At 69.0% G+C, this 26,408-nt stretch carries 26 protein-coding genes; 13 read left to right on the top strand and 13 right to left on the bottom strand.

The genetic code is table 11. The features are described 5' to 3' along the window. Nucleotides 1-25: 25 nt before the first annotated feature. The 4 genes from ACFYTQ_RS13960 (at nucleotide 26) to ACFYTQ_RS13945 (ending at nucleotide 3,357) form a co-directional block, all read left to right on the top strand. Nucleotides 26-841 carry an acyl-CoA thioesterase gene (locus ACFYTQ_RS13960; RefSeq protein ID WP_387360455.1) on the top strand — a complete coding sequence of 272 codons (816 nt, stop codon included), beginning with the start codon at nucleotides 26-28 and terminating at the stop codon, nucleotides 839-841. Between the two features lie 108 nt (nucleotides 842-949). Then, on the top strand, nucleotides 950-2,059 hold the full coding sequence (locus tag ACFYTQ_RS13955) for a hypothetical protein (RefSeq protein WP_387360453.1): 1,110 nt from the start codon (nucleotides 950-952) through the stop codon (nucleotides 2,057-2,059). 90 nt (nucleotides 2,060-2,149) lie between these two features. Next, the gene (locus ACFYTQ_RS13950) at nucleotides 2,150-2,866 is read left to right on the top strand and encodes a hypothetical protein (RefSeq protein ID WP_387360451.1); all 717 of its coding nucleotides are present in this window, start codon (nucleotides 2,150-2,152) and stop codon (nucleotides 2,864-2,866) included. Continuing rightward, the gene (locus ACFYTQ_RS13945) at nucleotides 2,863-3,357 is read left to right on the top strand and encodes a hypothetical protein (protein WP_387360449.1); all 495 of its coding nucleotides are present in this window, start codon (nucleotides 2,863-2,865) and stop codon (nucleotides 3,355-3,357) included. The genes ACFYTQ_RS13950 and ACFYTQ_RS13945 overlap by 4 nt, the downstream gene beginning before the upstream one ends. On the opposite strand, the gene ACFYTQ_RS13940 is transcribed toward ACFYTQ_RS13945, so the two are convergent. From ACFYTQ_RS13940 to ACFYTQ_RS13925, 4 genes are all read right to left on the bottom strand, one after another. Continuing rightward, nucleotides 3,347-4,147: a PIG-L deacetylase family protein gene (locus tag ACFYTQ_RS13940; protein WP_387360447.1), complete on the bottom strand. Its 801-nt coding sequence runs from the start codon at nucleotides 4,145-4,147 to the stop codon at nucleotides 3,347-3,349. The genes ACFYTQ_RS13945 and ACFYTQ_RS13940 overlap by 11 nt on opposite strands. A gap of 13 nt (nucleotides 4,148-4,160) precedes the next feature. Beyond that, entirely contained in the window at nucleotides 4,161-4,817 is a 657-nt protein-coding gene (locus tag ACFYTQ_RS13935; protein WP_387360445.1) for a 2'-5' RNA ligase family protein, read from the bottom strand. 122 nt (nucleotides 4,818-4,939) lie between these two features. Further along, the gene (locus ACFYTQ_RS13930) at nucleotides 4,940-5,278 is read right to left on the bottom strand and encodes a PCC domain-containing protein (protein WP_387360443.1); all 339 of its coding nucleotides are present in this window, start codon (nucleotides 5,276-5,278) and stop codon (nucleotides 4,940-4,942) included. Between the two features lie 3 nt (nucleotides 5,279-5,281). Further along, a complete protein-coding gene (locus ACFYTQ_RS13925) occupies nucleotides 5,282-5,989 on the bottom strand; it encodes a helix-turn-helix domain-containing protein (RefSeq protein WP_387360441.1) in 708 nt (235 codons plus the stop codon). A 311-nt stretch (nucleotides 5,990-6,300) separates the two neighbouring features. Here ACFYTQ_RS13925 and ACFYTQ_RS13920 point away from each other — a divergent pair, with 311 nt between their 5' ends. After that, the gene (locus ACFYTQ_RS13920) at nucleotides 6,301-7,182 is read left to right on the top strand and encodes a helix-turn-helix domain-containing protein (protein WP_387360439.1); all 882 of its coding nucleotides are present in this window, start codon (nucleotides 6,301-6,303) and stop codon (nucleotides 7,180-7,182) included. A 102-nt stretch (nucleotides 7,183-7,284) separates the two neighbouring features. Here the strand turns inward: ACFYTQ_RS13920 and ACFYTQ_RS13915 are convergent, their stop codons facing one another. Both ACFYTQ_RS13915 and ACFYTQ_RS13910 read right to left on the bottom strand, forming a co-directional pair. Next, on the bottom strand, nucleotides 7,285-8,430 hold the full coding sequence (locus ACFYTQ_RS13915; protein WP_387360437.1) for a thiolase family protein: 1,146 nt from the start codon (nucleotides 8,428-8,430) through the stop codon (nucleotides 7,285-7,287). Continuing rightward, nucleotides 8,423-9,853, bottom strand: a complete 1,431-nt coding sequence (locus ACFYTQ_RS13910; RefSeq protein WP_387360435.1) for a class I adenylate-forming enzyme family protein — start codon at nucleotides 9,851-9,853, stop codon at nucleotides 8,423-8,425. The genes ACFYTQ_RS13915 and ACFYTQ_RS13910 overlap by 8 nt, the downstream gene beginning before the upstream one ends. Nucleotides 9,854-9,906: 53 nt before the next feature. On the opposite strand from ACFYTQ_RS13910, the gene ACFYTQ_RS13905 reads away from it, so the two are divergent. Next, entirely contained in the window at nucleotides 9,907-10,671 is a 765-nt protein-coding gene (locus ACFYTQ_RS13905) for an SDR family NAD(P)-dependent oxidoreductase (protein ID WP_387360434.1), read from the top strand. A gap of 113 nt (nucleotides 10,672-10,784) precedes the next feature. Here ACFYTQ_RS13905 and ACFYTQ_RS13900 read toward each other — a convergent pair whose 3' ends face one another. Genes ACFYTQ_RS13900 through ACFYTQ_RS13885 form a run of 4 tightly spaced genes read right to left on the bottom strand, consistent with a single transcriptional unit; the run spans nucleotide 10,785 to nucleotide 14,921 of the window. Further along, entirely contained in the window at nucleotides 10,785-11,549 is a 765-nt protein-coding gene (locus tag ACFYTQ_RS13900; RefSeq protein ID WP_387360432.1) for an enoyl-CoA hydratase/isomerase family protein, read from the bottom strand. A gap of 1 nt (nucleotide 11,550) precedes the next feature. Continuing rightward, a complete protein-coding gene (locus tag ACFYTQ_RS13895; RefSeq protein ID WP_387360430.1) occupies nucleotides 11,551-12,639 on the bottom strand; it encodes an acyl-CoA dehydrogenase family protein in 1,089 nt (362 codons plus the stop codon). Then, nucleotides 12,626-13,531: an acyl-CoA dehydrogenase family protein gene (locus tag ACFYTQ_RS13890; protein ID WP_387360428.1), complete on the bottom strand. Its 906-nt coding sequence runs from the start codon at nucleotides 13,529-13,531 to the stop codon at nucleotides 12,626-12,628. The genes ACFYTQ_RS13895 and ACFYTQ_RS13890 overlap by 14 nt, the downstream gene beginning before the upstream one ends. Beyond that, a complete protein-coding gene (locus tag ACFYTQ_RS13885; RefSeq protein ID WP_387360426.1) occupies nucleotides 13,509-14,921 on the bottom strand; it encodes a class I adenylate-forming enzyme family protein in 1,413 nt (470 codons plus the stop codon). Before ACFYTQ_RS13885 ends, ACFYTQ_RS13890 begins: the two co-directional genes overlap by 23 nt. A gap of 75 nt (nucleotides 14,922-14,996) precedes the next feature. On the opposite strand from ACFYTQ_RS13885, the gene ACFYTQ_RS13880 reads away from it, so the two are divergent. Then, nucleotides 14,997-16,100, top strand: coding sequence for a 2Fe-2S iron-sulfur cluster-binding protein (locus tag ACFYTQ_RS13880; protein WP_387360423.1), 1,104 nt, complete (start codon nucleotides 14,997-14,999; stop codon nucleotides 16,098-16,100). Here the strand turns inward: ACFYTQ_RS13880 and ACFYTQ_RS13875 are convergent. Next, nucleotides 16,088-16,738: a TetR/AcrR family transcriptional regulator gene (locus ACFYTQ_RS13875; protein ID WP_387360421.1), complete on the bottom strand. Its 651-nt coding sequence runs from the start codon at nucleotides 16,736-16,738 to the stop codon at nucleotides 16,088-16,090. The genes ACFYTQ_RS13880 and ACFYTQ_RS13875 overlap by 13 nt on opposite strands. Before the next feature lie 88 nt (nucleotides 16,739-16,826). On the opposite strand from ACFYTQ_RS13875, the gene ACFYTQ_RS13870 reads away from it, so the two are divergent. Together ACFYTQ_RS13870 and ACFYTQ_RS13865 are read left to right on the top strand one after the other, a co-directional pair. Continuing rightward, nucleotides 16,827-18,128 carry an acyl-CoA dehydrogenase family protein gene (locus ACFYTQ_RS13870; protein WP_387360419.1) on the top strand — a complete coding sequence of 434 codons (1,302 nt, stop codon included), beginning with the start codon at nucleotides 16,827-16,829 and terminating at the stop codon, nucleotides 18,126-18,128. A 187-nt stretch (nucleotides 18,129-18,315) separates the two neighbouring features. Beyond that, nucleotides 18,316-19,305 (top strand): phosphotransferase family protein, encoded by a 990-nt coding sequence (locus ACFYTQ_RS13865; RefSeq protein WP_387360417.1) that lies wholly within the window; start codon nucleotides 18,316-18,318, stop codon nucleotides 19,303-19,305. 107 nt (nucleotides 19,306-19,412) lie between these two features. Here the strand turns inward: ACFYTQ_RS13865 and ACFYTQ_RS13860 are convergent, their stop codons facing one another. Next, nucleotides 19,413-20,369: an LLM class F420-dependent oxidoreductase gene (locus tag ACFYTQ_RS13860; protein WP_387360414.1), complete on the bottom strand. Its 957-nt coding sequence runs from the start codon at nucleotides 20,367-20,369 to the stop codon at nucleotides 19,413-19,415. Nucleotides 20,370-20,396: 27 nt separating this feature from the next. Continuing rightward, complete coding sequence (locus ACFYTQ_RS13855) at nucleotides 20,397-21,878, bottom strand: XdhC family protein (RefSeq protein WP_387360411.1); 1,482 nt, start codon at nucleotides 21,876-21,878, stop codon at nucleotides 20,397-20,399. Nucleotides 21,879-22,029: 151 nt separating this feature from the next. Here ACFYTQ_RS13855 and ACFYTQ_RS13850 point away from each other — a divergent pair, with 151 nt between their 5' ends. Genes ACFYTQ_RS13850 through ACFYTQ_RS13835 form a run of 4 tightly spaced genes read left to right on the top strand, consistent with a single transcriptional unit; the run spans nucleotide 22,030 to nucleotide 26,390 of the window. Further along, entirely contained in the window at nucleotides 22,030-24,363 is a 2,334-nt protein-coding gene (locus ACFYTQ_RS13850; protein ID WP_387360406.1) for a xanthine dehydrogenase family protein molybdopterin-binding subunit, read from the top strand. After that, the gene (locus ACFYTQ_RS13845; protein WP_387360404.1) at nucleotides 24,360-25,235 is read left to right on the top strand and encodes an FAD binding domain-containing protein; all 876 of its coding nucleotides are present in this window, start codon (nucleotides 24,360-24,362) and stop codon (nucleotides 25,233-25,235) included. The genes ACFYTQ_RS13850 and ACFYTQ_RS13845 overlap by 4 nt, the downstream gene beginning before the upstream one ends. Then, nucleotides 25,228-25,731 (top strand): (2Fe-2S)-binding protein, encoded by a 504-nt coding sequence (locus ACFYTQ_RS13840; protein ID WP_387360402.1) that lies wholly within the window; start codon nucleotides 25,228-25,230, stop codon nucleotides 25,729-25,731. Before ACFYTQ_RS13845 ends, ACFYTQ_RS13840 begins: the two co-directional genes overlap by 8 nt. Further along, a complete protein-coding gene (locus tag ACFYTQ_RS13835) occupies nucleotides 25,728-26,390 on the top strand; it encodes an SRPBCC family protein (RefSeq protein WP_387360400.1) in 663 nt (220 codons plus the stop codon). Before ACFYTQ_RS13840 ends, ACFYTQ_RS13835 begins: the two co-directional genes overlap by 4 nt. Nucleotides 26,391-26,408: the final 18 nt, after the last annotated feature.

Here is a 26,408-nt window from a genome sequence, read left to right as displayed (position 1 = left end):
GAGAGGGTTATTTACACTCGGTTTCATGCCGGAGCTGTGGACCGACCTTCTCGCTTGCCTCGATCTGTCCGTGTTGCCCTCTTCCGAGGATGGTGTAGACGAGTACGAGGGGCGCAATCAGGCGTTGGCCTATCACCGTGTGTTCGGCGGCCAGCTGCTGGCGCAGTTCGTTCGGGCCGCCGCGCTGAGCTTCCCGGACAAGTCGGTGAAATCGCTGCACGTCCTGTTCCCCCGCGAGGGCCGCACCGACGAGCCGGTCCGATATCGCCTGCACCGCACCCATTCCGGCCGTTCCTTCGCCGCCGCCACGGTCCTCGCCGAACAGTCCAAGGGCGTCATAGCCACCGCCTCGATCTCCCTGCACGCCCCCGAGGACGGCCCCGACCTCCAGCACGTCGCCCCCGTCCCCGACCTGCCGTCCGCGGAGTACAAACGCGACATAGACCTCCTCCCCTGGGAGGTCCGCTCCCTGGTCGACCTCGACGACCCCACCAGCGCCCCACCGGAATTCGAACTCTGGATGCGCACCCCCGAGGTGAACCCGTCCCTCTCCCCCGCCCTCGCCGCCTACGCCACCGACCTCACCCTCATCGGCACCGCCCTCCGCCCCGTCGAGGGCGTCGACCACCGAGGCAACGGCACCACCTTCCTCTCCGCGGTAACCTCCCACACCCTCTGGTTCCACCGCCCCTTCACCACCACCACCTGGCTCCTCCTCCGCCAACACTCCCCCACCCTCGCCCACGCCCGCACCTACGGCCGAGGCGACATCCTCACCCCCACAGGCACTCTCGTAGCCTCCTACGCCCAAGAGGCCATGGTCCGCCTGCCGGTCTCCTGACGGCCCATTCTCATGTTCTGAACCGACGCGCAGGCCCCCGATTCGATCGGCTTTCCAAGCCCTCTCGTCCGTGCCACGGTTGCGGGGAGTGATGTATCGGGAGGCGTCATGGGAAAACTCGCGGTCGACATGGCCGCCCTGTCGGGGTTCGGGCTGGATCTCCATGACATCACGACGAGTTTCTCGTCGAACGCCGGGAGACTGCTGCCGGGGGTCACGCTGCCGGAGGGAACCACCGGATTGCTGGCGACCCTGGCTCCGGCGCTCGCGAAGTTCCGCACCGAGGTGTCCTCGGCGCATCGCGACGATCTGGCCACGGTCGACGGGCTGGGTACCCATCTCGTCAGCGCGAGACGCGAATACGGCAATGCCGAGGTCGTCTCGACCGACTCGCTCGCGACCGCCGCCGACGCCCCGGTGACGCATCCGCTTTCGGGTCCAGGGGAGATCGCCCGGTTCGGCGGCTTGCATCTTCCCGATCTGCCGGAGGTCGCGGGCGCACAGGTGGGACTTCGCGAGATCGTCTCCGCGGGAATGAATTTCATCACGCCCTACGACGAGCCGTTGCATCGCAAGATCGGTCTCCGGCCCGCGAAGGACTATCTGGAACCGCTGGTGGCGGACTGGGAGGAACTCCAGTCCGTCGGCGAGCGGATCGGCCTGTTGGGCGTGAACGACCATGCCACGTCGGAGAACATCTCCGGCGGAACCGCCTGGCTGCAAACCGGTTGGACCCGGCTGGGCTCGCAGGCGTTCGGCCACCGGGCGGGTGCTCTCCGGCACGCGGTCGCCGAGCGCAGCTGGGATATGGACGCGGTGTCGAAAATCGTTCGGAGCGGCGGTGAAAGCCTCGAACGCCTGGTACACAATCAAACCGTCGGACTGGTCAACGACATCTCGCGGCCGATGACCTTCGTCGGTCTCACCCTTCCCCTCGGCGTGTGGGCACTGCTGACCGACCATCCGATGCGGGAGTCGTACCGGTCCGAGATCCTCTCCGCGGTCGATTCGATGAAGTCCTCCGCGAAATCGCGGCACGACGACATGACCGAACTCATCGGGCACATGTCCTCCGCCCTGAACTATTCGCAGGGCCGCACCTCGCCGACCTTCGACGTGGCGTCCTTCCAGGTTCCGAAGAAGATGGCGCCCACCCCGGCGGCGATCCGGTACGGATTCGGCGACAACACGTGGTGGCAAAACGGAATCGCCGTGTAGGGAAGGGGGAGCAGACGATGACCAGCACCGAACCCACACCCACCGCACAACCGGGACCGCCCCCCACGCCGCCGCCCCAGCCTCCCCCCGATGCCGGGACCTCCGGCTCCGCCACAGGACGATCCCGGTGCGGGCAAATGGAATTCACAGCCCTGGTACAGCCGATTCGACGATCTCGGCTACGCCGAAATCGCGGGGGCGGCCGCCATGGCGGCCGACGCGCTCGGATACACCCATGCGGCCGCGCATCTTCGGCACTATCTCGAAGACACCGGGGACACGCTCCACGTCAATGTCGATTCGGTCCTCCACGATGTGGGCCCGGCCAATACCGCGGCGAACGCCATCGCGGAGGGGGAAATACGGCGGATCGCGGGCAATGCGGTGGCGAGTTCGTCCTACAACACCCCGGTGACCTTCCAGACCAATTGGCAGGGCTTCTACATCACCAAGAGCATGAGCGCCGACTGGTTCTTCGCCATGGGCGGTATCCGGTTGGCGGCGAGCGGTTCGGTGACCACGCTCGAGCCCGCGCACGGCGCGCAGCCGAATGTGGTGGTGGCGTATCGAATTCACCTCCACGACCGCTACAACTGGGACAAGGGCAAGAGCACGGAGATCGCGGGCATCACGGTCACCGACAAGGACATGGGATCACTGCACACCGCCGGACTTGCGCGTGAGTACGATATCGAGGGCTCGAGCGATGTTCGCTGGTACCGGGGGCCCATCCCCGCGAACGGCCCGGTGAATCTACCCGGATCGGCGGACAGCCGAGACGGGGAAAGGAGTGATCCCACCAGATGAGGCGAAAGAATCCCGGCATTCGATCGATCTGGCTGATCGGCCTTCTCGCCGCCACCGTCGCGGGAATGACCGCCTGCTCCGGCACCGGCAACGGCGGCGAGCCGCGGCCCGGTTCGACACCCGCGGACAATCGGGACGCCATTGTCGCCGAAGCCACCGCGTTCGGCGGAATCGTCCTCCCCGAAGGGGTTTCGGTGCTCGACGCTCGCACCGAACGCGGTGCCGACACCCTCTACCAGCTCGCGCTGTCGACCACCCCCGAGGGCGTCGACCAACTGCTGCGGTCGTCCAATTTCTCCGCCCCTCTGGTCAAGGTGTTCCAGGTCGCCGAACCCACCATCGCGGGCCCACCGCTGAACACCTCACCCTCGATCCTGCGCGCCGAGGACGAACATCGAGGGACGGACGGCAAGACGGTCTTTCGCGTGATCGTCGTCGACGAACGGGACCAGACGAGCCGCTATCTGCATATCCAGTTGTTCACGACGTAGCCGATCGAACGGCGCTGGTGAAGATGTCGTCCAGCGGCGTCGGGACTCGCGTTCCGACGCCCTCCTCGGCGTACCACTCCCAGCGGAACAGGTGGTTTCGCAGTGGTCGGGGCAGCCGCAGGAGGGTGCGCCCGATGGTCGCGAAGCGGCTGTCCCCCACCAGCACCGACCGATGTTCCGTGAGCGCTCGAAGCCGTTGGGGCGCATACGCTTTCACATCGACACGGTGAGTCGTCTCGGCGCGGGAGAGAAACCAGTCGTCGAGGATGGTGGTGTCGCGGCCGAGCCAGCGGAAGGGAGCGGCGTAGCGCCGCAGGAGTTCGCGCGGGAAGGTGGCGTCGAGAACCCGGGGAACGTCCGCCAGCCGCGCGGCGCGGCTGCCGACCTCTTGGACCCGAACGTGGTCACGATGGCCGTAGCCACCGTTGCGGTCATAGCTGAGCAGGAGGTCGGGGCGTTCCTCCCGCAGGATCGCGGCGAGTCTTTCTGCCGCCTCCTCGATCTCGGCCCGCACGAACCGAATTCGCCCCGGGGGATCCGGATAAAGCTCCGCACCGTGCCCGCTGTCGGCATATCCGAGATGCGCCACCCGCGCGACCCCGAGCACCTCCGCACTGGCCCGCAACTCCCGCAGCCGCGGCGCGATCTCGCCGTCGAACGGATCCACATGACCGTCGGTCGCCACCGCGATCACGGTCCGATGCCCCTCGTCGGCCAGTTTCGCCAGCAGGCCGCCCGTCAGGAGGATCTCGTCGTCCGGGTGCGCATGGAACGCAACAACTGTCGCCACGACGCCAGTATCGTCATTCGGCTCCCGGCTCACCAGCCGTGCGATGCCCGGCCAGCGGCACCCGCACCACCTCACGCCATTCGTACCGGCGAGCGTCGCGGTTCAGCTCGATCAAGGAGATCGCCGTAACCGTCTCGGTCGCGGTCACCTCCTCCAATCCCGCGGCGGCGATCTTCTCCGTCATGACCGAAATCGACGCCGCGCCAGTGGAATACGCCAGCGACAGGTGCGGCGTGAACGACACACCCCGTTCCGGCACGCCCTCCTCACCCCACACCTCCCCGATCGCCGCCCGCAACTCGGCACGCACCCCTTCCAGCGCGCCCGGATCACGCACCGGCATACCGACCGTCTCCTCGTCCACCTTCGGCGGACCGACCTCGAACTCGAAGGCGGCCGATCGAGCCAGTCGCCGCCGAGCGACCGCGATGATCGCGTCCAGATCCTCGTCGGACACCTCGTCACCGAACCCGACGCCCTGAATGGTGATGTGCAGTCCCTCGCGGACCACGGGCGTCATCGTCGGCATCTCGCGCAGCACGGGAGCGAACTGCGCCACCAACTTTCCCACCGGAGAGTCGTCGCCGAAGGTGACATGCCAGGTGTAGAACGACCTCCCCATTCGCCAGCCCGGACGCCACCACCAGTGATCCCATGTCACATCAGCCATGAGGTCCACTGTCCATCAATCTCCCGCCCCGAGCGCGGGCAAGCCGAACGAGCTGTCGCCACGGCCAAGTCGGCGATTCCATCCATGCACTCAACGGGGCCGACACCCTCGAAGCTTTTCTCTCAAGAAACGTCGGTAGGGATCACATACGCCCGAGCGAACCAGGTCTCGATATTCGCCTTGTGCACATGCCCCGCCACGGCCCGGTCTCCCTGGACGGCCATGGTCGCGTGGATATGCACCGAGCCGTCCACGATTTCACCCGAACCGTGCATCTCGGCAGGCATGGCGTACTCGCTGACAACGTCCGAGGTCGCGTCATTCATGGGCATCGTCGACACAGTGAACGAGTCGACTCCACCGATCAGACTGACGATCGCCGCGTTCTTGATGCCCTGAGCGACGGCTTGCTCCTCGATCTGGCTGAGCAGTTCACCGTTCTTGATCTCCAGCACGTACACGCACTACTCCTGTCCGAGGTAGGGGCTGAGCTTCGCGAGCATCGTAGCCGCGCACCACCGTGCGCCCGCGTCGTTCGGATTCATCGCCTCAGCCGAAAGCCGTTGCGCCACAAGTTCAGCGGAGGGAATCAGCTCTGGGGTCTGGACATAGCCGTGCGCCTGTGTGTGGTTGATGCCGCACAGCCGAGCCACGACGGCCGTTTCGTACCGGCTCCGCACGGCGGAATCGTGCTCGATCACGCGAACAACCTGCCGTGCGGCGCCCTGCCCGGGCAACTTGGCCAGGATGCCGACCGCGTTCACGCGCACTATGTCAGAGGGTTCGTCCGTCGACCAGGCAAGGAGCCTGCGCACCGTGGAACCGTCCAACCGCGTCGCCAACACCTGATCGACCGCATGCGAGGTCTGCACGACCGCAAGGGGTTCCGGATCCCCACCCGCCAAACTGGCGTGCAAGTCGTTGAGGACAGCGACGTTCGCCGCTGCCGCTACGGATACTGTCAAGAAGCTGCGCCGGTTCACATCTCCATCATCGCCGACGCCGATACCGAGCACATTCTCATAGGCAGCCAGCACGGCGGACGTCACCGGCCGTTGACCTCGCTCGATCAGGCTGAGGTACTGCCTGGTGAAGTGGCTTCGATCCGCGAACTTCCGTAGCCCGAGTCCCGCCGCCTCGCGCAGCCGTCTGAGTTCGTCACCGCTGATCATTCATCCCCTGAATTTGTTGACCAATGTTGACCGTTCACGCATTCCGTTATCGAGCGAGACTACATCCAAGCATCCCTCTTCTGCGGGGTGTCCACAACACACTCGTCCAATCGGTCAGGAGTCCAAACATGCACAGAGCGGGCATGAATCCGAGTCAGCGTCCCGGGGGACGTGGTGAATAGCGGCCTCCCACAACGTCTGCCAGGCGCGACTTGGTACGGGCAAAAGTACCGGATCGAACGGCCGCCGATTCCGTCGAAAATCATTGTTCCTGATGCGAAATTCTACGATCCGAAAGTGAGGGGAATAAGATGGGTGTAGCAGGCTCGACAGTCCCACGACGGGTGCTGGGTCGGCAATTGCAAGCATTGCGGAAAAAGGCGGGAATCAGCCAACTCTCCGCCGCGAAAGTGCTCGGGGTTTCGGCGCAGACGGTCGGCCGTTTCGAAGATGGGCTGTCCGGGCACACGAGTGACCTGTACATGAACGCGTTGTGTGATCGCTACGGTGTCTCCGACGAGATGCGCCGCACCATTCTGTCGCTGGCACAGGATGTTCGGGCGACCAAGAAGAAGGGCGGTGGCTGGTGGCGAGCACACCTGGACCGCCCTCGCGACGGTATCGATCCGTATTCGTGGTTGCACGATTCGGTCACGTGCTTGAGCGCTTGGAGTGTCATCCTGCTGCCACGCCTGATCCAGACACCGGATTATCTGCGCGCGGTCGCGTGGACTGAATCGCCGCACGCGCCCACCGATGAGATCGAGGCCCGTATCGAGGCACAGCTGGAACAGCAACAGCGCCTTCATGATCCCGGCTTCACGGCCGAGGTCATGCTGTCGGAGGCGGCGCTGCGTGAAGAATGGGGTGGGCCCTCGGTGATGGCCAAACAACGCCGCTACCTGGTCGAGATCGGGCAACGCTCGAACATCTCGATCCGCGTGGTCCCCCACAACGCCCGCAGTCATCTCGGGGCGTTGGTCGGCCCGTTCTCGTTGCTGGAGTTTCCCCTCCTGCCCAACTCGAAATGGGTCGAACCTCCGCTGGTCTACATCGAGGAGTATGTGGGCAATCTGTACCTCGAACGCTCCGAGGAGGTTGCTCGCTACCAGGACGCTCGCACCGAACTCCGCCGGGTCGCGCTGAGCGAAAGCGATTCCGCCGCAAGAATTCTGGCGATCTCCGACGAGTAGAAGATCCGACCTGCACCGCCAAGGATTGCCGCGCTCGAAGCCAGGCGACTTCCCCGTGGGCCGCCTGGCTTTCCGAACCACACCAAGAGAGCGGGCCGAGCGTTAAGCGGCAGCGACCTCCAGGACCGTCGCCGAACCCATCCCCCCACCCGCGCACATGGCCACGATCCCGAATCCCCCACCGCGACGGCGCAATTCGTGGACCATCGTGACCAACATACGGGCACCACTGGCGGCAACCGGGTGCCCGAGCGAACACCCGCTCCCACTGAAGTTGACGCGGTCCGGGTCCAGGTCGAGGGCGCGGATGGTGGCGATGGGCACCGAGGCGAATGCTTCGTTGATCTCGAAGAGTTTCACCTCCGACAGGGCGATTCCCGCCCGGTTGGCGGCGATTCGGATGGCATCGATGGGAGCCAGCCCGGTGGCCGCGGGGTCGACGCCGACCGACGACCAGGCGCGGATGGTGGCCAGCGCGGGCAGCCCGAGGGCATCGCTGGCGACGACCAGGGCGGCGGCGCCGTCATTGGCCCCGCTGGCGTTGCCCGCCGTGATGGAGAACCCCTCGATCTCCGGATGCAAAGGCTTCAGCGCGGCGAGCTTCTCGAGACTGGTGTCCCGACGCGGATGCTCGTCGGTGTCGAACACCCCGTGCGGCGTCTCGATCGGGACGATCTCCTCCTTGAACCGCCCTTCATCGATCGCCGCGATGGCGTTGCGGTGCGAGCGCAACGCCCACTCGTCCATCTCCGCACGCGAAATGCCCGCGCGCACAGCGGTATTCCAGCCGACTGTGATCGACATGTCCAGGCAGGGCGCGTCGGGGCGGTCGGGGTGGCTCGGCGAGACCCACGGATCGATCCACTCGTCCTCGCCCACCTTGAAGCGGGCGCGGGGGGCGGTGGAATCGGAGTTCACGCCGCCCGCGATCACGAGCCGGTCCATGCCCGCGCGGATGGTCGCCGCGGCCGATTGCACCGCGGACATGCCCGCCGCGCAGTGCCGATTCTGCGCCAGGCCGGGCACATTCGTGAGTCCGGCGGTGACGGCGGCGTGCCGGGCGAGGACGCCGCCGCCGTAGCGGCCCTCGCCGAGGATCACGTCGTCGACGCGCTCGCCCGCGAGGGGTTCGGCCGCGGCGCTCACCACGTGCCGGGCGAGTTCGAAGGCGTCGGTGTCGCGCAGCGTGCCCTTGCGGGCGGTTCCGATGGGGGTGCGCAGGGCGGATACGAGGACGGCGTCAGGCATTGGTGGCCTCCATTTCGGCGACGAGGTTGCGGCGCAACAGCTTTCCGGTGTCCGTGCGGGGCAGCTCGGCCCGGAAGACGATGGCGTCGGGGGTCTTGGACGAGCGCAGCCGGTCCTTGATCCAGGCGCGGATGACGTCGGGATCGCCGCTTCCGACGACCACCGCGACCAGCCGCTGCCCCCACTCCGGATCGGGCACGCCGATGACGGCGGCCTCCTCGACGCCCGGGTATTCCAGCAGCACATCCTCGATCTCGGCGGGCGCGATGTTCTCGCCGCCGCGGATGATCGTGTCGTCCGCCCGGCCCTCGATGAACAGATACCCGTCGGCGTCGAGACGTCCCAGATCCCTTGTGGGAAACCACCCTTCGGCGTCGAGCACGCTGCGATCGCCGTACTCGCCGGAGATCTGCTCGCCGCGCACGAACACCAGTCCCGGCTCCCCGTCCGGCACCGGCCGCCCGGCCTCGTCGCGAACGCTGATCTCGATCCCCGGCAGCGGACGGCCGACCGAGCCGAGCCGGTCCCGCACGGCCGGATCCGGGGAGGCGGCCGCGGTACGGTGATCGTCCGGGCCGAGTACGGCGATGGACGAGGCGGTCTCGGTCAGCCCGTAGGCGTTGACGAAGCCGGTGCCCGGAAACACGCGCAAGGCCCGTTCCAGAACCGGACGCGGGGTGCGCGCGCCGCCGTAGGCCAGACTCACCAGACTCGGCGTCCCCGCGTCCTCGCCGTCGACCGCGGCGACGATGCGGGCCAGCATGGTCGGCACGAGCATGGCGTGCGTGATCTCCTCGCGGCGCACGGTCTCGAGCCAGCGGCCCGCGTCGAAGGCGGGCAGGTAGACCACCCGACGCCCCGAGTACAGATTCGACAGCAGGTTGGTCAGCCCCGCGATGTGGTACGGCGGCACCGACACCAGCATGGATTCCCCTGCGCCCGAACCGAATTCGACGGTGTTCAGCAGATAGGCCATGAGGTGACGGTGGCGCAGCAGCGCGGCCTTGGGCGCGGAGGTGGTGCCGCTGGTGTAGATGATCGCGGCCACGGCGTCCCCGTCCGCGGGAAACTCGCCCGCCGCCGGGGCCAATCCGCCCAGCCCGTCGACGAACGAGTCCAGCTCGTCGCCGCCGATCACCAGCGCCCCGGGATGCCGCTCGCGCAGCGCCGCCAACTGCTCGGCCCCGAGCCGGTAGTTGAGCGGGACGAAGGGCACGCCCGCCAGGGCCGCGCCGAACAGCGCGACCGGATAGGCCAGATGGCTGGTGCCCAGGTAGAGCACCGCCGGATGCCCCTCGAACCGGGTCGCGGCCCGGCGCGCGAGGTCGAGCAGGCCGCCCGCGGGCAGCGACCGGTCGCCGAAGGTGACCACGGGGCGATCGCTCGCCGCGGCGGCCATGTCTAGGATCATGCCGATGTTCATGAGAACATTATTCTCTCAATGAGAGAGCGTGAGTTACAAGAGAGGAACGCCACATGCAGATCGAAGGATGCTCCGCTCTGGTGGTGGGCGGCACCGGCGGACTGGGTGAGGCCACGGTGCGCCGCCTGCACGCCGCGGGCGCCAAGGTCGTCGTCGCCGACGTCGCGGAGGAGAAGGGCAGGCAGCTCGAGAGCGAACTCGGCGTCCGCTACGTCCACACCGACGCCACCGACGAGCGGTCCGTGCGGGCGGCCGTGGAGGAGGCGAGTGCGCTTGCGCCACTGCGGATCTCGGTCGACACCCACGGCGGCCCGGCCACCGGCGGCAGGCTCGTCGGCCGCGACGGCTCCCCGCTGGGTCTGGCCGGTTTCCGCACCACTGTGGAGTTCTATCTGACCGCGGTGTTCAATGTCATGCGCCTGACCGCCGCGGCCATGGCCAAGAACGACCCTCTCGACGAGGGCCGGCGCGGCGTCATCGTGAGCACCGCCTCGATCGCCGCCTACGAGGGCCAGATCGGCCAGCTCCCCTACGCCGCCGCCAAGGGCGGTGTCGTCGGCATGACCCTCGTCGCGGCCCGTGACCTGTCCCCCTTGGGAATTCGCGTGGTCACCATCGCCCCGGGCTTGGTCAACACCCCCGCCTACGGCAAGGCCGCGGATCAACTGGAGGCCCATTGGGGTTCGCAGGTGCCGTTCCCCAAGCGTATGGGGCGTTCGGAGGAGTACGCGAAGTTGGCGGTGTCGATCGTGGAGAACGATTATTTGAATGGGGAGGTCATTCGGCTGGATGGGGCATTGCGGTTCGGGCCCAAGTGAAGTGGGGTCCTCGGCTTCGGCCGCCCTGGGGGCGTCCGAAGCCGAGGAACATGGGGGGGTGAGGCGGGGGTCGAAATGCGAGGAACAAGGGGGCGTCGAAGGGAAGGCGGGACTCACCCCCGCTTGGTGAGCCGCTCGATGGTCGCCAGGAAATCCGGGTGCTGGAACGACACATCCTCGGCGGTGGTGGCGTAGTCCAAGGTGGCCAGTACGGCGCGCTCGAGGTGCAGGTTCAGCAAGCGCTTGGTGCTCTCCACGGCCTGGCGGGGGAGTTCGAGGATGCGTTTGGCGGCGGCCAGAGCTTCCGAAAGTGGGTCGGGGACAATGTGATTCGCCAGGCCCATTTCGCGGGCTCGGGAGGCGGGGATCTTGGCGCCGGTGAGGGCGTATTCCTTGGCCAGTAGGAGGCTGGTGTGCAGGGGCCAGGTGAGGGGGCCGCCGTCGGCGGCGACCAGGCCGACCTGCACGTGGGGGTCCTTGAGGTAGGCGGTGTCGGACATGTAGACGAGGTCGCTCAATGCGACGAGGCTGCATCCGAGGCCGACGGCGGGGCCGTTGACGGCCGCGATCACGGGGACTCGGCAGCGGGTCATGCCGAGGACGATGTCGCGGCCGTGTGCGATGGTCTTGGCGCGTAGGCGCGAATCCCGGCTCAGCTCGGCCAGATACGCGAAGTCGCCGCCCGCGGAGAACGCCTTGCCCGCGCCGGTCAGCACCGCGACGCGGGCGTCGGGGTCCTCGCTCAGGCGCGGCCACAGGTGGGCCAGGGCGGTGTGCAGGTCGTCGTCGACGGCGTTGAGGGCGTCGGGGCGGTTCAGCGTGATGACGCGCAGAGGCTCGTCGGCGCGGACGTCGAGGACGGGGGGCAGGTCGTACATGTCAGACTCCTAGTCCGAGAATGCGCGCGGCGATGATGTTCTTCTGGATCTGCGAGGTCCCGCCCATCACGCTCTGCGCGCGGCTGTAGAGATAGGTGGCGAACAGTTCGGGGTCGTCGGGCCCGCCGACCGCCAGCGCGGCATGACCGACGGACTGGTCCACCCAGGTCATGAGCAGTTTGTCCAGCGATCCGTCCGGCCCGTGGGTGACGCCGTCGAGCTGTTCGGACAGCCGCCGCCGCACGTGCAGCCGCAACATCTCGGTCTGCACCGCGGCCCACGCCAGCTCCGTCGGCGGCGGCCCGTCGACGCGAGCGGCCAACTGCCGCACCAGCTTTCCGTACCGCGCGGCGTACCCGAGGGTGGACGGCTCCCGTTCGTGCCCCACCACCGTCATGGCCAGCTTCCACCCGTCCCCCGGCGCGCCCACCATGTTCTCCGCCGGGACGGTCGCCTCGTCGAACAGCACCTGCCCGAACTCCCGCGTCACCCCGTTGATCATCTTCAGCGGCCGCTGCTCCACCCCGGGCTGATGCATGGAGATGACGAACGCCGAAATCCCTTTGTGCCGAGGCACATTCGGGTCCGTCCGCGCCAGCAGCAGACACCAGTCGGCCACATCGGAGTAACTGGTCCAGATCTTGTGCCCGCGCACCACGTACCGGTCCGCGTCGCGCGTCGCGGTCGTGCGCAGCGACGCCAGATCCGACCCCGCCTCCGGCTCGCTGAACCCCTGACACCACCGCTGCGTGCCGTCGATCATGCCGGGCAGGAACCGCCGCTGGAGCTCCGCGCTGCCGTGCCGTCCCAGCCCGTGCACGAGGTAACCGAGGCTGGGCCGCGGCGGCGCGCCCGCGAGGGCCAGCTCCTCGTCCAGGATCACGTCGTAGACGGGCGGCAGTTCGTGCCCGCCGAACTCCCTCGGCCACGACAGCCCGAAGAATCCGGCCGCGTACAACGCCCGATGCCATTCACCCTGCCGCGCCCAGTACTCGTCTCCCGCGGTGGGGAATTCGCCCGCCGTCTCGGTCAGCCAGCCGCGCAGCCGGGCCCGGAACGCGGCCTCCTCCGGTGCGTCACGAAAGTCCAAGGTCGATCTCCTCCAGGCGGACGGGGAACATGTCGATCGATGTCAGGGCCCGGCGCAGATACACGTGCGCCAGGCAGTCCCAGGTATTACCGATGCCGCCGTGCACCTGGATCGCGGCCTCGCACACCGAGACCGCGGCGCGCGCGGTGTACACCTTCGCCACTCGCGCGGCGCGTTCGGCCTCGGCGGGGGTCAGCTCGTCCACCGCCCACGACGCGTAGCGCAGCACGCTGATCGCGCCCTCGATCACGGCTTGGTTGTCGGCGAGCATATGCGCCACGGCCTGATACGAGCCGATCGAATTGCCGTACTGCTGGCGCGCTTTCGCGTACTCGACCGCGAGTCGTTGTGCGCCCCTAGCTGTTCCGAGCAGATCGGCCGTGGTCATCACCAGAGCCAGTGCGTACCAGCGTGTCTCGTCGTCGGCGGACAGCTCCCCTATCGGTTCGAGCCGCCCGTCGATGGTCGCGCTGCTACGGGTCAGGTCCGCGCCCAGCACGGGTGTCCCGGTCCGCGCGGTAAGCACCGATCCGTCGGCCACAGCCAGCACGCGGTCGCTGCCCAGCGCGTCGATGGCCCGATCCTCCACGGCCACAGTGCGATTCGCCTCGGCGAGCCCGGCGCGCTGGCGCAGGTCGTCGGCGAGCGCGGGACCGAGGAAGGCCACGTCGACCAGACCTCGGCCGAACTCCTCGGCCACGATCGCGACCTCCACCCCGGACGCGCCGTCGGAGCGCAACGATCGCCAGCCCGCTGTCTCGACCGCCTTGCCCAGCCGCGCCCGGCGCACCTCGTCGTCGAGATCGGCGACCGAACCGGGCCCCAGCTCGTCGGCCAACCGGGCCGCGGCCTCGCGCAATTGGCGCTGTTCACTGCTCAGACGGACATCCATGGCGCTCCTTCAGAACTCGACGCAGTGCCTTACCCGAGGGCAGGCGCGGGATTTCGGGAACGAACACCACCCGGCGCGGCCGCTTGTAGGTGGCGAGACGGGCCCCGACCAGGTCGATCAGCTCCTCGGCGGCAACCGGTTCGGCCGCGGCCACCGCGGCGACGATGGCCTCCCCGTCCGCGGCGTCGGGCACCCCGAACACCGCGCAGTCGGCCACCGCCGGATGCCCGTGCAGCACCGCCTCGATCTCGGCGGGCGCGACCTGGAAGCCGCGCACCTTGATCATCTCCTTGGCCCGGTCGGTGAGCCGGATCCAGCCCTCGTCGTCGATGTAGCCGACGTCGCCGGTGCGGTACCAGCCGTCGGCGAAGGCGTCGGCGGTCGCCTCGTCGGGGAGGTATCCGGCCATCAAAGAGTCGGCGCGGCATTGGATTTCGCCGATATCGCCCGTCTCGAGGGGCTGGCCTTCTTCGAGGGAGACCACCCGGATCGACACCCCGGGCGCGGCCTTGCCGACGGTGTCCAGCCGGGCGCCCTCGATCGGGTTGCACGCGATCACCGGCAGTTCGCTCGCGCCGTAGGCGGGCAGCCAGCCCACGCCGGTGCGGCGGGTCACCGTCTCGGCCACCGCGACCGTCACCGGCGTGGCGCCCCACATGATGTAGCGCAGCGAACTCAGGTCGTAGGACTCGAGTTTCGGGTGCGCGGCGATGGCCAGCGCGATGGGCGCGACGGCCATTTCCACGGTGATCCGGTCGCGCTGGACGCAGTCGAGCACGGTGTCCAGATCGAAGCGCCGGTGCAGTCGGATCCACGTGCCCGCCGCCAGCGCGGTGACGATGTTCAGCAGGCCCAGGATGTGCGAGGGCGGGGTCGCGATCTGCATCCGATCGGTGGCGGTGAGGCCGAGCACCTTCTGCCACTGCCCGACCGCGACCTTCAGCGAGGCGTGGGTGTGCCGGACCGCCTTGGGCATGCCGGTGGTGCCGGAGCTGAACACCAGGACCGCGTCGGAATCCGGTGCGGGGGCGTGGAAGTCGCGGCGCACGGGAGTGATGGGCTCGTCGAGATGCCGCATCGGGATCAGCCCGGCCAGGACGGGCGAATCCCCGATGCCGCGGGTCGGCCCGGCGACCGCGAGCGCGTGGGTGACCTCGTCGTGCTTCCACGCCGGACTGATCAGCACCGCCGCGGCGTTCAGTCGCCACAGCGCCAGCACGGCGACGACGAACTCCGGCCGATTGGACGACATCACCGCCACCCGCTCGCCCGCGCGCACCCCGGCCGCGGCCAGTTCCACCGCCAGGCCCGCGGCCAGATCCTCGAGTTCGGCACGGCTGTAGTCACGTCCCTCGAAGGCGAGGGCCGCCGGTTCGGGGCCAGAGGTCATTTGAGAAGACTCCGTCTCGTGTTGGAGAATCATATTCTCGCGTCGTTAGAATGTTAATACCAGGAGGTGAGGTCGATGGCGAGATCCCCGGCGTTCCGACGCGCCACAGTGACCCGAATCGTCAAGGAGAGCATCGACGCGCGGACGTTCGTCCTCGCGCCGCACGAGGGCCCGATCTCCTACCGGGCCGGGCAGTTCTGCACGTTCAAGGTCGAGGTCGACGGCACGACGCTGTATCGGTCCTATTCGATGTCGAGCGCGCCGGGCGTGGACGAGGAGTTCACGACCACGGTCAAACGCGTGCCGGGCGGCAAGGTGTCGAACTGGATGCACGACCACCTCACCGAGGGCGACGTGGTCGAACTGGCCCAGGCCGCCGGGCGGTTCTGCCTGCGCGACACCGACGTTCCGATGCTCGGCTACAGCGGCGGCAGCGGCATCACGCCCATCATGTCCCTGACCAAGGCGGCCCTGGCCACCACCGATCGCCGCGTCCGCCTGCTGTGCGCGGACCGCGACGCCGACTCCATGATCTTCGAGGCGGCCCTCACCGACCTGGCCGAGCGCTACCCCGGCCGCCTCGAGGTGACCCGCCACCTCGACAGCACGTCCGGTTTCCTCGACGCCGCCGCCATCCGCGAATTCGTCGGCCCCGACACCCACGCCGACCACTACATCTGCGGCCCGGAGCCATTCATGGAGATGGTCGAACTGGCCCTCCCGGGCCCGGGCGCGGTCTTCAGCGAACGCTTCGGCGCTCCCCCACCCCGCCTCGCCGACACCCCGGCCCCGGTGTCCGCCTCGGCCTCGACCCCTGCCGCAGCATTCCCGGGCTCGGTCGAGAATGCCTCGGCCGCAACAGGTTCCGGCTCGACCCAGGGGACCCAAACATCGGGCTCGGCCGCCGGGACCATCACGATTCTGTTGAATCGGAAGAAGAAGACCGTGCCGCGTAAGGAGGGTGAGACGGTGCTCGAGAGTGCGCGGCGGGCGGGGTTGGCGCCGCCGTTCTCGTGTGAGGCGGGGAACTGCGCGACGTGTATGGCCAAGGTGACGGCGGGGCATGCGACGTTGCGGCACAACGAGGCGCTGACCGATGACGAGTTGGCGGAGGGGTATGTGTTGACGTGTCAGGCGGTTCCGGATACCGAGTCGATCACCGTCGATTACGAGGGCTGACCCGAGGCGGCGGCGCGCAGGCAGAAGGCGGTGAGGCGGTCGACGTCGGCGGCCGTCGGCCGGGTGTGCCGCCACAGGTAGTCCGACAGGGTGCCGACCAGCGCGTGCGCGGCGACGGCGGCGTCGAACTCCGGATCGGCGCTGCCCAGCCGCGCGAACGGCGTGTGCAGCAGCGCCGCGAGCGGGGCGCTCGCCGCCGACGCGCCGAAGGCCAGGCCCGAGCGCAGGCTGCCCGCGTTCCACAGCACCGCGCGCGTGGTGTCGGCGATCGCCGGATCCGCTTCGGACAGAATGCCTTCCACCCATCGGCGGACCTTCGCCCGCGGTGAGCTCTCCCGGTCCATGCGCTCGCCCACGGTCGCACACAGCCGCGTCGCCCCGTCCTCGAGCAGCGCCACCACCAGCGCGTCCTTGGACGGGAAGTGGCGATAGAACGCGTCGTTGGACAGCCCCGCCGCCGCGACGATATCGGTGACCCGCGGGCGCGAGCCGGTGCCGTGCCGCCGCATGACCGTCAGCGCCGCGTCCAGCAGGCGGCGCACCTCGTCCTCGTAGCCCGCCCGGCGTTTGGCCAAGGTGCGCTGCGCTATTCGGCCCGCCAGGTCGGGGGCCGAGGTGAGTTCAACGTTCTCTGACATAAGAATCTTCTTCTCCAAAGCTTCCGCGAGTGTGGTAAGAATAGCATTCTGAAGTTTAAGAATGATATTCTTCGACAGGAAGTGCGTCATGGCATGGGATTTCGAGACCGATCCGGACTTCCAGGCGAAGCTCGACTGGGCGGACGCGTTCGTCCGCGACGAGGTCGAGCAGCTGGATCTGGTCTGGCCGGGTGAGCAGTTCACCCCCTTGACCGGCAAACGGCGCGAGGCGATCGAACCGCTCAAACGGGCGGTGCGTGAACAGGGTTTGTGGGCGACCCATCTCGGGCCCGACCTGGGCGGGCAGGGGTACGGGCAGCTGAAACTGGCCCTGCTCAACGAGATTCTGGGCCGCTCGTCCTGGGCGCCGATCGTATTCGGCTGTCAGGCGCCCGACACCGGCAATGCCGAGATCATCGCCCACTACGGGACTCCCGACCAGCGGCACCGGTATCTGCGACCGCTGCTGGAGGGGGAGATCTTCTCCTGCTACTCGATGACCGAGCCGCAGGCCGGGGCGGATCCGACGCGCTTCGAGACGCGGGCCGTGCGCGACGGCGAGGACTGGGTGATCGACGGCTGGAAGTTCTTCTCCTCCAACGCGCGCACGGCCGCGTTCCTGATCGTCATGGCGGTGACGAACCCGAATGTGGCCGCGCACCAAGGGATGTCGATGTTCCTGGTGCCCACCGACACGCCGGGGGTGCGGATCGTGCGTAATGTCGGGCTCTACGGGGAGCCGTTGGACGAGGGCACGCACGCGCTCATCCACTACGACCATGTCCGGGTTCCGGCGGAGGCGCTGCTCGGCGGGGAGGGGCAGGCGTTCGTCATCGCGCAGACGCGGCTCGGCGGGGGGCGTATCCATCACGCCATGCGCACGATCGGTCTGGCGCGCAAGGCCCTGGACATGCTGTGCGAGCGGGCGCTGAGCCGCGAGACGGCGGGCAGCCGCTTGGCCGACAAGCAGTACGTGCAGGGCTATATCGCCGACTCCTACGCGCAGCTCACCCAGTTCCGGCTGTTCGTGCTCTACACCGCGTGGGAGATCGACAAGTACAACGACTACAAGAAGGTGCGCAAGGACATCGCCGCGGTGAAGACGGTCATGCCGACCGTGCTGCACGACATCGCGTGGCGGGCCATGCAGGTGCACGGTGCGTTGGGGGTGAGCAACGAGGTACCGCTGTTCACCATGATCCACGGGGCGGCCGTCATGGGGCTGGCCGACGGGCCCACCGAGGTGCACAAGACGACCGTCGCGAAACAGGTGCTGCGCGATCATGTTCCGAGCCCGGGGCGGTGGCCGACGGAATGGATTCCGGGGCGGCTCGAGGCGGCTCGGGTCAAGCTCGCGGACTATCTAGATCGGGAAGCGGGGAATCTGTGATGGGCACCGGACGCTGGGATGCGGGTATCCGCCGGGCGCGCATCGGCCTTCATGTCGGTCGGGAAGCGGAGAGACCTGTGATGGACATCGACCGCCCGGGTGGGCGTATCGGCCGGGCGCGCATCGGCTTTCGTGTCGGCCGGGAAGCGGGGCACCGGTGATCGACTTGCAACGACTCGGTGCCTGGATGGACGAGGCGGGACTGCCGGGGGCGGGGGTGCCGGTGTCGGCGCGGCTGTTGTCGGGGGGCGCGCAGAACGAGATCTACGCGATCGAGCGCGATGGGGAGCGGTGTGTGTTGCGCATTCCGCCCGCGGCCGCGCCCACCGAGCGGGACAAGGGGATTTTGCGTGAGTGGCGGATCATTCGGGCGCTGTACGGGAGCGAGGTGCCGCATACGCGCGCGGTCGCCGTGTGCGCGGACGCGGGGGTGTTGGGGCGGCCGTTCTATCTGATGGGGTTCGTGGACGGCTGGTCGCCGATGGATCATCGGAACTGGCCCGCGCCCTTCGATACCGATCTCGGCGCCCGGGCGGGGCTGGGGTATCAGTTGGTCGAGGGGATCGCTTTGTTGTCGAAGGTGGATTGGCGGGCGCGCGGGCTGCACGATCTGGGGCGGCCCGAGGGGTTTCACGAGCGTCAAGTCGACCGGTGGACAAGCCTTTTCGAGCGGATCAAGGGGCGCGAGCTCGACGGGATGGATGTGGCGACGGCGTGGCTGCGGGCGCATCGGCCGTTGGATTACGTGCCGGGGCTCATGCACGGCGATTACCAGTTCGCCAATGTCATGTTCGCCGACGGCGCGCCCGCGCGGCTCGCGGCGATCGTGGATTGGGAGATGGGGACGGTCGGCGATCCGAAACTCGATCTGGCCTGGATGCTGGAGGGCTGGCCCGCCGACACCTCCGCCCCCGAGGCGGCCACCGCGAGTTACGTGAATCTGCAAGGCATGCCGTCGCGCGAGGCCCTCGCCGCCCACTACGCGGACGTCTCCGGCCGCCAGGTCGACGACCTCGACTACTACCTCATCCTCGCCAAGTGGAAACTCGCCATCGTCCTCGAACGCGGCTACCAACGCGCAGGCGACAACGAAAAACTCCAAGCCTTCGGCCCCCTCGTCCCCACCCTCGTGCGCACCGCCACCGACCTCGCCGAAACCACCACCTACCCCAACTGAACCAACCCCAGCCGCACCCTTTATTCGCATCCGCACCCCTTGTAGGGCCATGCAAGGGGTGCGGATTTGAATAAAGGGTGCGGCTGGGTTGCCTCGGCTTTGGGGGGTCAGCGTAGGTCGTGGGCCAGGTGGGCCAGGAGGGTTCGGGTGCGTTGTTTGGAGGCGATGAGGGCGTCTCGGGTTTCGCCGAGGGGGAGGAGGCGGATGGAGAGGTCGGTGGCGCCCGCGTCGGCGTAGCGACGTAGGGCGGTGCGGATGGTTTCCTCGTCTCCGGCTATGCAGAGGTCGCCGATGTCGCGGGCGTCGCCGCGGTCGAGGAGTTTCTGGTAGTTGGGGGAGATCTCGGCCTCGCCGAGGATGCGGTTGGCGCGGGCTCGGGCGGCGTCGACTTCGCCTGGGGCGCACAGGCATACGGGGAGGCCCGCGACGATGCGGGGGGCGGGGCGGCCCGCGTCGGCGGCGGCCTTGGTGATGCGGGGGACGACGTGGTCGGCGATGGCGCGCTCGTCGGCCATCCAGAGGATCGTGCCGTCGGCGTGCTCGCCCGCCAGGCGCAGCATGACCGGGCCGAGGGCCGCCACCAGGACCGGTAGCGGGGCGACCGGGCCGAGGTCGAGGGGGTTGTTCACGGTGAAGGTCTCGTTCGACACCTCGACCGTGCCGGGGCCGCGCAGCGCGGCGTCGAGCACCTCGAGGTAGTCGCGGGTGTAGGCGGCGGGGCGCTCGTAGGGCAGGCCCAGCATGTCGCGCACGATCCAGTGATGCGAGGGGCCGATGCCGAGGCTGAGCCTGCCTCCGGCCGCGGCGTGTGCCGAAAGCGCTTGGCGCGCCAGGGCTATGGGGTGCTGCGCCGCCAAAGGCACGACGGCCGTGCCCAATTCGATGCGCGAGGTCCGTAATCCCATGGCCGCGACGGTGATCAACGCGTCGAAGTCGGTCGGTATCTGCGGGATCCACGCCGTATCCAGGCCCGCCGACTCCGCCCACTCGATATCGCGCAGCATCCGTTCGAGCTTGCGTGCCGAATCGCCCTTCTCGGGCCCGATCATCACTCCGATGCGCACTGTTCCTCCGATGTCCTTGTGCAATGGTCAGCTCGCGGCCGCGCGCTCGCGGCCGACGGGATGGATGGGCCGCTCGGTGGCCGACAGCGGCCGGGTGGAGCCGCCGCGCCGCACGGCCACGATCTCCGCGCCGATGGCGACCGCCGTCTCCTCGGGTGTGCGCCCGCCCAATTCGAGGCCGATGGGCGAACGCAGTTGGCGCAGTTGGCTTTCCGTGACCCCCGCCTCGCGCAGCCGGGCGCGCCGCTCGCGGTCGACGCGGCGCGACCCCATCGCGCCCACGTACGCCACCGGCAGCCGCAACGCCTCCACGAGCACAGGGATGTCGAATTTCGGATCGTGGGTGAGCACGCACAGCACCGTGCGCGCGTCCACCTCGGTCTCCCGCAGATACCGGTCCGGCCACCGCGCCACCACCTCGTCGGCGTCGGGCAGCCGCGCCGGATCCGCGAACACCGGCCGCGCCTCGCACACGGTCACCCGATACCCGAGCAGCCGCCCCACCCGGCACAGCGCCGACGCGAAATCCGTTGCCCCGAACACGATCATGCGCGGCGCCGTCGCGAACGACGCCACGAACACCGTCCGCTCCCGATCCGTACACCCCACCACCCGCACCCCACTGACCCCGGCCTCCAACATCGCCCGCGCCTGCCCCACCAGGGCCGAGTCAGCCCCCGCACGGTCGAAGCCCGCCACTGGCTCCAGCCCCGCGTGACCCGGGCCCGAAGCCACCCCGCCGCCCGAATCAGCGCCACCGGCCATCCGGGGATCCGGACCCGAGCCCGCCGAGCGGTCGAAATCCGACGGCACAGAGCCAGGCTCCGCGCCCCCGTCCGCCAGGGGACCCCGGCCCGAGTCCACCCCGCGATCCTCGCCCAGGGGCACGAAAGCGCAAGGTGCAGCATCCCCAGCCGCCGCGCTAATGGGTCCGGACCCCGCATCCCCTACCGCCGCGCGATCGGGAACGGATTCCGCAGTCCCTGCCGCCACACAACTGGGGACGGACCCCGCATCTCCTGCCGCCACACGACCGGCACCGGATCCCGCGCTCCCCGCCGCTACGCGACCGAAACCCGCCTCCGCGACGATCACTCGGTCCGGCGTAACCGCCACTGCCGCACCGGTTTCCAAATCCGTGACGAGGGCGATCGGGCCCGGCTCGCGCAGGGCGGCCTCGAGGGGGGCGTAGTCGGTGGGGGTGATGCGGCGGATGAAGACGTCCAGTTCGCCGCCGCAGGTGAGGCCGACGGCGAAGGCGTCGGAGTCGGTGTAGCCGAAGCGGGTTCGGAGGGGGAGGCCGGTGGCGAGGACGTGTTGGCAGAGGTCGTGGACGGCGGCCTCGACGCAGCCGCCGGAGAGGCTGCCGCGGACGGCGCCGGACGCGTCGACGGCCATGGACGTGCCGAGGGGGCGGGGGGCGCTGCCGGTCAGGCCGACGACGGTGGCGAGGGCGTAGGTGGCGCCGTCGGCATGCCAGCGCAGCAGGTGTGCGGCCAGGTCGCGCATGTTCCATCCTCGAGGGCCCGATCGGAGGCGAGAATGTGATTCTCGTCTATACTCATAGTACATTTTCATTTTCGACATACATCACCTCGGCTCACGGTGAACGGAGGATCGGCCCGATGGCTCGAATCAGGCCCGCGCGCGGGAGCGTGCGATGAGTCAGGCAACGACCACCGCGGGCGCCGTCGGCACCCGCGTCCCCCGACTCGAGGATCTGCGCCTGCTCACGGGCGCGGGGACCTTCGTCGACGACGTCGTCCGGCCCGGCATGGGCCACGCGTGCTTCGTGCGCAGCCCGCACGCCCGCGCCCGCATCGAGCGGATCGACGTCACCGCGGCCCTCGCCCTCGACGGCGTGCTCGGCGTCTACACCGCCGCGGATCTGAACCCGGGCGTGCACGAGATCACCTATGCCCTGGACACTCCCGGCTTCCCGCCGGTCCCCCGCCCGCCGCTGGCCGATGCGGAGGTGCGCTTCGTCGGCGACCCCGTCGTGCTGGTCGTCGCCGTGAATCGCTACGTCGCCGAGGACGCCGCCGAACTGGTCCTGATCGACTACGACCCGCTGCCCCCGGTGGTCGACTACGAAACCGCCGCCACCGCCACCGAACTCGTGCACGCGGGCTTCCCCGGCAATTCCGCGGGCGGGCTGGGCGGCCGACCGCCCGCCGATCTGGCCCCGGTCTTCGAGGCTGCCGCACATGTCGTGCGCCGCACCATCTTTCAGCAGGCGTACGCGCCGGTGCCGATGGAGACCCGCGGCATCGTCGCGGAATGGTCGGCGAGCGTCGGCGAATTGACGGTGTGGTCGTCGACCCAGTCCCCGCACGAGGTGCGCGGCTTCTTCTCCCGCCTGCTCGGCGTGGACGAGCACCGGGTGCGGGTGGTGGCGCGCGACACCGGCGGCGGCTTCGGGCAGAAGGTCGCGCCGGGCCGCGAGGAGACGTGCGTGGCGCTGGCCGCGCGCACGCTGCGCGGCGCGGTCAAATGGATCGAGGACCGGCAGGAGAACCTCATGGCGGCGGGCATGTCCCGCCACGAACACGGCGAGGTCGCCATGGCCTTCGACACCGACGGCCGCATCCTCGCCGCCACCATCGAGCACGTGCAGAACGTCGGGGCCTATCCGATCCCGTCACCGCTGACCGCCTCGATCGCCGTCGGGATGCTGTTCCCCGGCCCGTACCGGGTGGCCGAGGCCGGGTTCAGCACGGCGTCGGTCTACACCAATACCGTTGGGCGCGTGGCCTATCGGGGGCCGTGGCAGTTCGAATCGGTCTCCCGCGAGGTGCTGCTCGACGCCGCGGCACGGCAGATCGGCATGGATCCGGTGGAGCTGCGGCGGCGCAATATGCTCGGCCGGGACGACATGCCGACCGCCAATCCCAATGGCATGCCCTATTCCGACGCCACCCCGCGCGAGACCTTCGAACAGGCGCTGGCGATGCTGGACTACGACGCCTTCCGCGCCGAACAGCGCCGCGCCCGCGCCGAGGGCCGGTACCTCGGCGTGGGCACGTGCACGTATGTCGAACCCACCACGGGCAGTACCCCGTTCCTGAGCACCGAGGGCGCGACCATCCGGATCGCCCCGACCGGCAAGGTGAACGTCTACGTGTCCGGCGGTTCGGCGGGCAACAGCCTCGAGACCACGGTCGTGCAGCTCACCGCCGACGCGCTCGGCGTCGACCTCGACGACGTGCACACCATCCAGGGCGACACCGCGGTGGCCCCGGTCGGCGGCGGCACCAACGGCAGCCGCTCCGGATCCATGACCGCGGGCGCGATCGCCGAGACGGCGAAGGTGTTGCGCGAGCGCGTCCTCGCCATCGCCGCGCACGAACTCGGCGTGGCCGTCGATCAGGTGGAGTTCGCGCACGGCCGCGCCACCACCTCCGGATCCGACAGGACGGTGACGCTGGCCGAGATCGCCCAGACCGCCTACCACCGGACCGAGGCGTTACCGCCCGGCGTCCCACCGGGTTTGGAGGCCACCGGCCGGCACCGCGCCGAGGCGATGATGATCTGGGCCAACGCCACCCACGTGTGCACGTGCGAGGTCGACATCGAGACCGGCGCGGTGACGCTGCTGCGCTACATCGTCAGCGAGGACGTGGGCCCGATGATCAATCCGAATGTGGTGGAGGGTCAGATCCACGGCGGCACCGTGCAGGGCATCGGCGGCGCGCTCTACGAGCATCTGGCCTACGACGACGACGGCAACCCGGTCGCCACGACCTTCCTCGACTATCTGATGCCGACGGCCGCGGAGGCGCCGACCATCGAGATCGGGCATGTGCAGACCCGCAGCGCCGGGCCCGGCGGCTTCAAGGGCGTCGGCGAGGGCGGGGCGATCGGCTCGACGCCCGCCGTGCTCAACGCGGTCGCCGACGCGCTGTCCCCGTTCGGGGTGGAGATCTCCCGGCTGCCGCTGTCGCCCGCGCGGATCGTGGCCATGCTCGACGAGGCGAAGGGGGTGGCCGAGTGAAACCCGCGGTCTTCGAATATCACGCCCCGGCCACCACCGACGAAACCGTCGCGCTGCTGGCCGAATTCGGCGACGAGGCCAAACTCCTCGCCGGGGGTCAGAGCCTGGTGCCGATGCTGGCGCTGCGGCTGGCCGCCTTCGAGCACCTCATCGATCTGCGCGGGCTCGACGAGTTGCGCGGCATCGAGTCGACCCCGGACGCGGTGCGGGTGGCCGCCACGACGACGCACGCCGCGGTCGGGCGCTCGGCCGAGATTCGGCGGCGGGTGCCGCTGCTGAACCGGGCGACCCCGCTGATCGGGCACTTCCAGATCCGCAATCGCGGCACCCTCGGCGGGGCGGTCGCGCACGCCGACGCCGCGGCCGAATATCCCACGGTGGCACTGACTCTCGACGCCGAGATCGAGACGCTGTCCCCGCGCGGGCGGCGGGTGATCCCCGCGGCGGAGTTCTTCACCGGTATGTGGACCACCGCGATGGAACCCGACGAACTGCTCACCGGCGTCGTGTTCCCGGTGTGGCGGGGGCGGTGCGGTTTCGCCATCGAGGAATTCGCCCGGCGCAGTGGCGATTTCGCCATGGCCGGGGCCGCGGTGGCGGTGCGGCTGGATGCGGATTCGCGGATCGAGCGCTGCGCGATCGGGCTGTTCGGGCTGGCCCCGACGCCGGTGCGGGCGAGCGGGATCGAGGCCGAGGTGACCGGCCGCGCGGTGGCGGAGGTGGATCCGGCCGAGCTGGGCCGGTCCGCGACCGCGGCGCTGTCGTCGGTCACCGGTGACGTGCACGGCTCGGCCGCCTACCGCAGGCGGCTCGGGGCGACCATGGTGGCGCGCGCGTGGCGGCGCGCCGTTGAGGAGGCGGGCGATGACTGACGTCGAGATCGAGGTGCGCGTCAACGGGCGCGTGCGCCGCGACCGGGTTCCGGCGCGGCTGACCCTCGCCGACTATCTGCGCGAGAACTGCGGGCTGACCGGCACGCATCTGGGGTGCGAGCACGGGGTGTGCGGCGCGTGTTCGGTGCTGCTCGACGGGGAGGCGGTGCGCGCCTGCCTGATCTTCGCCGTGCAGGCCGACGGCGCGGAGCTGACGACGGTGGAGGGCCTCGCCGCCCCCGACGGGCGGCTGTCCCCCGTGCAACAGGCGTTCCGCGACGAGCACGGGCTCCAATGCGGTTTCTGCACACCGGGTTTCGTGGTGTCGGTGACCGCCTTCCTGCGCGAGCACCCCGATCCGTCCGAGGACGAGATCCGCGAGGGCTTGTCGGGAAATCTGTGCCGCTGCACCGGATATCAGGGCATCGTGCGCGCCGTCCGCGCCGCCGCCGACACCCTCGCCGCCGAATCCGCTCCCGTCGAGGAGATCGCATGAAACTCGAGAACTCCTTCAGCATCCCGGTCCCCGCCGCCGACGCCTGGCCGGTCCTGCTGGACCTGGAACGCATCGCGCCGTGCGTGCCGGGGGCGGTGCTCACCTCCCGCGAGGGCGACGACTTCCACGGCAAGATCAAGGTCAAGCTGGGTCCGGTGGGGCTCACCTACACCGGCGTCATCAAGGTGCTCTCCCAGGACGAGCAGGCCAAGGTGGCCGTGCTCGAGGGTGGTGGGCGGGAGACGCGCGGCAACGGGACCGCGAAGGCGGTGGTCACCTGCCGGATGGTCGAGAACGGCGGGACGACGGATGTTTTCGTGGAGACCGATCTGGCGATCACCGGCAAGCCCGCGCAGTTCGGCAGGGGGGTGCTGGCGGATGTGGCGGGGACGCTTATCGGGCGGTTCGCGGACAATCTGGCGGCTGAGATTTCGGCTTCGGCTCCCACCGCCGAACTCGTTGCCACACAGATAGATTCAGACGAAGAGCTGCAACCCGTCGCGACGCCGACCCGACCGGCGGCCGAGCCCATCGACCTCATCCGCGCGGCGGGAATGGGCGGCAATCGGGAACTGGGACTGGCCGTCGCGGTCGCGGCCCTGGGTCTGCTGTCGCTGGTGTTGCTGTTGCTGCGGCGGCGGCGGACAGACCGGGCATAGCACGAGATCAAAGACGAC

Source organism: Nocardia sp. NPDC004068, from assembly GCF_042874315.1.
Lineage (GTDB): Bacteria > Actinomycetota > Actinomycetes > Mycobacteriales > Mycobacteriaceae > Nocardia.
Note: the sequence above shows the minus strand (reverse complement) of the source record. Positions and strands in the feature narration are given on the sequence as shown.